Source organism: Sphingomonas sp. 66-10 (assembly GCF_001897045.1).
GTDB classification, from domain to species: Bacteria; Pseudomonadota; Alphaproteobacteria; order Sphingomonadales; family Sphingomonadaceae; genus Sphingomonas; species Sphingomonas lycopersici.
Window position 1 is genome coordinate 269,223 of sequence record NZ_MKRR01000133.1, and the last position, 5,911, is coordinate 275,133.

Genomic DNA, 5,911 nt, shown 5'->3' on the forward strand with positions numbered 1-5,911 from the left:
CACCCAGGTCGCGAAACAGGCCCCCAGCGTGGTCGTCGTCCCCGCCGGCGGCGCATTCGGCCCGTCGATCGGCGCCTCGATCCGCGGCGTCGGGCAGTTCGACTTCAACCCGGCGTACGAGCCCGGCGTCGGGCTTTACATCGACGACGTTTATTATGCGACGCTGACCGGCGGGGTGTTCGACCTGCTCGATCTCGACCGCGTCGAAATCCTGCGCGGGCCGCAGGGCACGCTCGCCGGGCGCAATTCCGAAGGCGGCGCGATCAAGCTCTATTCCAAGCGGCCCGACGCCAATGAGGGCGGCTATGTCGAGGCCGGCTATGGCGCGCGCAACGCGATCAACCTGCGCGGCAGCGCCGATTTCAAGATCACCGACACCTTGTTCGGCCGCGTCGCGGGCGTCTTCAAGCGGCAGGACGGCTTCGTCGATCTGGTCGACTACGGCTGTGCCCGGCCGGGCAATCCGGAGAATATCGCGGCCACCCGCGCCGCCGGGACCTGCACCGTCGATAAGCTGGGCGAGACCGATTATAAAGGCCTGCGCGGCCAGTTGCGCTGGAACCCCAGCGACGCGGTGGATATCACCTTGTCGGGCGACTATACCTACCAGAACCAGACCAACGCGCCCGAAGTCACCACTTATTCGACCAATCCCAATTATCTCTGCGGGCGTTACTGCACTTTCGCGGACTTCAGCACCAAGGGCTATAATTTCCAGCACACCAATCAGTTCAAGGGCGGTGGCGGATCGCTGAACGCGGTGTTCAAGCTCGCCGACGATCTGTCGCTCAACTCGATCACCGCCTATCGCGCCTATACCGCGACCTTCGGCACCGATGACGATTTCTCGCCGGGCGTCGAATCGACCCCGGGCGACCCCAATACGCGCAAGGAAGCCGGCGGCTTCAACCGGCTGCGCCACCATTTCTTCAGCCAGGAAGTCCGGCTCAACGGCGCCTTCCTCGATCGCGCGGTGGAATGGACGATCGGCGGCTATTATTCGTCGCAGAAGACGACCTATTACACGCTGCAGAACATCGGCTATATCGTGCCGGGCGCGTATCTTACCTTCATGGGCAACGATCCGGTCAACGCGAACAGCAAGGCCGCCTTCGCCACCGCGATCATCCACCCGGGGATCGAGGGGCTGACGCTGACCGGCGGCATCCGCTACACGAAGGAACACAAGGATTATACGTTCGTCCGCGTCAACCCGGATGGCTCGCCGCTGAGCGGTCTTGCCGCCGCGTTCGGGCTCGGCGCGCTCAACGGCCTGACCGCGAAGTTCGACGGCGACCGCGTGGATTATCGCGCCTCGGTCGACTATCGCTTCTCCCCGGCGGTGCTGCTCTACGGAACGATCTCAACCGGCTTCAAGGGCGGCGGCACCAGCGCGCGGCCGTTCACCGCGCAACAGGCGCTGCAGGGCACGTTCAAGCCCGAGACGCTGACCAATTACGAGATCGGCATCAAGACCGACCTGTTCGATCGCCGGCTGCGCCTCAATCTTTCCGCCTATATCGACGAATATAAGGACATCCAGCTCCCGCTGCGCGACTGCACCGCCTATGGCGGCGGCCCTTGCGGCGTGGTCGCCAATGCCGGCAATGCGCGCAACAAGGGCGTCGAGCTCGAGATCAGCGCCACCCCCACCCCGGGGCTGAACATCGACGGGTCGATGAGCTACATCCACTCGCGATTGACCACGGTATCCGCGGCGCTGGGCAGCGACTATCGCATCGGCGATCCGGCGACCTTCTCCCCCGCGTGGCAGGCGAGCGCCGGGATCCAGTATAAGGCGCAACTCGGCGGCAATGCCGGCAGCATCACTCCGCGCGTCGATTATACGTATAACGACCGGCAGTTCACCGGCCGCGCGCTCGGCTTTGCTTATTATCTGCCGGCCTATTCGCTGGTCAATGCGCGGCTGACGTGGCGCAATAGCAAGGAAGACCTGGAGTTCTCGGCCTCGGTCACCAATCTGTTCGACAAATATTACTATAATTCGATGTTCGCCTCGGTCTACTCCTTCTCCGGCACCGCCTATCAGCAGATCGGCCGGCCGCGCGAATGGATGCTGACGGTGAAGAAGACGTTCTGATCCGGCCCGCGCGGGGCGCACCACGCGCCCCGCCGGAACCGGCCACCGCAGCTTTTCGGGATCATGCAATGAGCGCAACCAGCGGCGTCACATTATACCATTGGGAACCCAATGCGAATTCGGGCAAGCCGATGCTCGCCCTGTTCGAGAAGGGCGTCGCTTTCGACAGTCATTATCTCGATCTGCTCAATTTCGACCAGCACCGCCCCGACTATCTGGCGATCAACCCCGCGGGCACGATCCCGGCGATGACCCACGGCGATCTCGTACTGACCGAATCCACCGCGATCATGGAATATGTCGACGAGGCGTTTCCCGGTCCGCGGCTGATGCCGGCCGATGCGAAAGATGCGTGGCGCGTGCGCTGGTGGATGAAGTTCATGGACCAGTGGCTCGCGCCCAGCTTCTCGATGATCGGGTGGAGCGTGTTCGTCGGCCCGTCGGTCAGGAGCCGCGATCCGGCGGAGCTCGAGCAAGCGATCGAGCGCATCCCGATGCCCGAGCGGCGCGTCGCGTGGCGCAAGGCGATCTCGGGTGCGTTTCCGCCCGAGGAAATGGCCGAATCGCAGCGCCGCGTCGCGCTGGGCATCGGCTATCTGGAGGAGGCGCTAGGGCAGCGCGAATGGCTCGCCTCCGATCACTACAGCCTCGCCGACATCAACGGCTTCAACCTCGCTTATGCGCTGCCGCTGTCGCAGCCCGCGCTGTCGAACGACACGCTGACCCCCAACATCATGCGCTGGCTGCGCGCGATCTACGCCCGCCCGGCGACCAAGGCGTGCTGGGCATTGGGCCGCACCGACATGGCGCGGCGCGTCACCATCCTGGAGAGCGAACCGGCATGAGCGCGATTCTCTATCATGGCGAGCCCAACGGCCCGTCGCTCACCGTTCTCGCCGCCGCCTTCGAGAAGGAGGCGGATGTGGCGCTGGCGCGCATCGATCTCGCCGCCGGGGAGCGCCACGGCGATCGCGTGCCGCACGCCTTCGAGGTCGCGCAATCGATCGAGGGCGAAGGCCCCGTGCTGGTGGCGGACGGCGTGGCGATGGCCGACAGCGTGTTCCTCGCCTGCTATCTCGACGATACCGGCACCGGCCCGGCATTGCGCCCGGCCGATCCCTATGCGCGGTGGCAGATGATGGCGTGGTGCCGCTATGTGATCGAGCGCGTGGCGCCCGCCGCTGCCTATCTCGGCCTTGCCGCCGGCCCGCCGCAAACGGTACCCGCGGGGATCGCCAGCGCCGATCTCGCCGAACGCTGGCGCGACGCGACGGCGGGGCGGTTCGATCCGGCGAAGCTTGCCGACAGCCGCACCAAGATCACGCTCGCGGTGGAGAAGATCGAAGCGCAGCTCGCCGATGGGCGGGACTGGCTGATGGGCGATTTCAGCATCGCCGATCTCGAAAGCTACGCCTGGCTCGCCGGGATGCCCGCGCTGGTGCCGGATGCCTTTGCCGGCAAGCCGCTGACCGAGGCGTGGCTTGCCCGGGTAAGAGCACGGCCCGCGGTCGCGCGGGCGCTCGCGCTCGCCACGGTCGCCGCGCCGGAAACAATGTGGGCGCCGGGCCCTGAAATCAACCGCTGGGGCTGACATGCGCTCGATCGACTATTTCGACCGCGGGCATGACCGCGCGCCCGGCCGCGCGGCGCTGATCGACGCAGCGACCGGCGAACGCTTCACCTTCGCCGAGGTCAAGGCGCGGACCGAGCGGATCGCGGTGGCGATGCATGCCGCGGGTTTCTCCAGCCAGCAGCCCGCCGCGCTCTATGGTCCGAACAGCGCGGCGATCATGATCGCGCTGCTCGCGATCTGGCGCGCCAACGGCCAATGGGTGCCGGTCAACACGCGCAACGCGATCGATGCCAATGCCGCCTATCTCAACTATGTCCGCTGCGGCTGGCTGTTCTACCACTCAAGCATGGCGGCGGACGTCGCGCTGCTGCGCGCGCGCGTGCCGAGCCTCACGCAGTGCATCTGCCTCGATCGCGCGATGGACGGCGACGCCTCGCTCGACGATCTGGTCGCGGGTGCGCCCGACGCCGACCTGCCCGATTTCTCCGATCCGTTCGGCGCGCCGCACGACGTCGTCGGGCTGTTCCCCACCGGCGGGACGACCGGGCCGTCGAAGGGCGTCGTCGTCACCAACCTCGGCTGGGGGACGATGCTGGAGACGCTCGGCGCGGCGGTCGACGGACGCACCGACGCCCCCGTCTCGCTGGTGGTCGCGCCGATCACCCACGCCGCCGGACCGGTGGCGTTGGGCACGCTGGCGCTCGGCGCGACGCAGGTGATCCTGCCCGGGTTCGACGCGCCGGCGGTGCTGCGCGCGATCGCCGAGCATCGCGTGACGCATATGTACCTCCCGCCGACCGCGCTCTACGGGCTGCTCGATGCGGCGGAACAGGCCTTGCCCGACGTCTCCTCGCTGCGCGTCTTCATCCTCGTCGGCTCCCCCGTCTCGCCGGAGAAATTGCGCCGTGCGGTCGAGGTGTTCGGCCCGTGCATGTGCCAGGCCTATGGCCAGGTCGAATCGCCGATGATCACCACCTGGCTACCGCCCGAAACGGTCGCGGCCGCGGCGGCAGGCGATCATCCCGAGCGGCTGGCGAGCTGCGGCCGGCCGACCCGTTCGGTGCAGGTCGCGATCATGGACGACGACGGCCGGCTGCTCCCCGACGGGCAGCGCGGCGAGATCGTCGTGCGCGGGGTGCTCGTCTCGAAGGAATATTTCGAGCTGCCCGCCGCAACTGCCGAGGCGCGCCAGTTCGGCTGGCACCATACCGGCGACGTCGCCTATCGCGATGCGGACGGCTATTATTATATCGTCGACCGCAAGAAGGACATGGTCGTCACCGGCGGCTTCAACGTCTTCACCGCCGAGGTGGAGGCGGCGATCACCGAGCTCGCCGCGGTCCGCGAATGCGCCGTGATCGGCATCCCGCACGACAAATGGGGCGAGCAGGTCCACGCTATCGTCGTCGCCGAGGGGACCGACGAACAGGCGGTGATCGCCCACGCCAAGGCCCGGCTCGGCGGGGTGAAAGCCCCCAAGAGCGTCTCCTTCGTCGATGCGATACCGCGTACCGCCGCCGGCAAGATGGACAAGAACGCGCTGCGCGCCGGCTATTGGCGTGATGGCGCGCGAATGGTGAACTGAGTGGAGGCGAAAGAGGCATGATCCGGTCGTCTGGATTATTTCTGGCGGGCGCTGCGCTGCTGGCGCTTGCCGGCTGCGGCGCGAACGGCGGCGGCGGCGCGACCGGAACCGGCGGCGTCGACGGCGCGCGGATCGCCGCGGCGACGCCGGGGGAATGGCTGTCGACCGGCCGTACCTATGACGAGCAGCGGTTCAGCCCGCTCGGCGCGATCAACCCGGGCAACATCGGCCAGCTCGGCCTCGCCTGGTCCGCCGATCTGGATACTGCGCGCGGGCAGGAAGCGACCCCGCTGATGATCGACGGCGCGCTCTATGTCTCGACCGCGTGGAGCATGGTGAAGGCCTATGACGCGGCGACCGGCAAGCCGCTCTGGTCCTATGATCCGGAGGTACCGCGCGAAACCCTGGTCAAGGCGTGCTGCGACGCGGTGAACCGCGGCGTCGCGGCCTGGGGCGACCGCCTCTTCGTCGGCACGCTCGACGGCCGCCTGATCGCGCTCGATCGCAAGACCGGGAAACCCGCATGGACCGTCATGACGATCGATCCGAAGAGCAACCAGACGATCACCGGCGCGCCGCGCGTGGTGAACGGCATGGTGCTGATCGGCAATGGCGGGGCGGAATTCGGCGCGCGCGGTTATGTCACCGCTTA

The 5,911-nt window shown here is 67.1% G+C and carries 5 protein-coding genes; all 5 read left to right on the forward strand.

The features are described from left to right. The coding region (locus tag BGN95_RS15225; RefSeq protein WP_286773182.1) for a TonB-dependent receptor at positions 1-2,101 on the forward strand (2,101 nt) is incomplete at its 5' end. A gap of 68 nt (positions 2,102-2,169) precedes the next feature. Further along, positions 2,170-2,946, forward strand: coding sequence for a glutathione S-transferase family protein (locus BGN95_RS15230; RefSeq protein WP_265311917.1), 777 nt, complete (start codon positions 2,170-2,172; stop codon positions 2,944-2,946). Next, positions 2,943-3,692, forward strand: coding sequence for a glutathione S-transferase family protein (locus BGN95_RS15235; protein ID WP_286773183.1), 750 nt, complete (start codon positions 2,943-2,945; stop codon positions 3,690-3,692). The genes BGN95_RS15230 and BGN95_RS15235 overlap by 4 nt, the downstream gene beginning before the upstream one ends. A 1-nt stretch (position 3,693) precedes the next feature. Beyond that, entirely contained in the window at positions 3,694-5,259 is a 1,566-nt protein-coding gene (locus BGN95_RS15240) for an AMP-binding protein (protein WP_286773184.1), read from the forward strand. Between the two features lie 17 nt (positions 5,260-5,276). Next, positions 5,277-5,911 (forward strand): outer membrane protein assembly factor BamB family protein (locus tag BGN95_RS15245; protein ID WP_502688301.1); only part of this gene is annotated, 635 nt, incomplete at its 3' end.

What these genes read in the sequence shown, in the direction of transcription:
- BGN95_RS15230 (WP_265311917.1), top strand. Translation starts at nt 2,170, where the DNA reads ATGAGCGCAACCAGCGGCGTCACATTATACCATTGGGAACCCAATGCG.
- BGN95_RS15235 (WP_286773183.1), top strand. Translation starts at nt 2,943, where the DNA reads ATGAGCGCGATTCTCTATCATGGCGAGCCCAACGGCCCGTCGCTCACC.
- BGN95_RS15240 (WP_286773184.1), top strand. Translation starts at nt 3,694, where the DNA reads ATGCGCTCGATCGACTATTTCGACCGCGGGCATGACCGCGCGCCCGGC.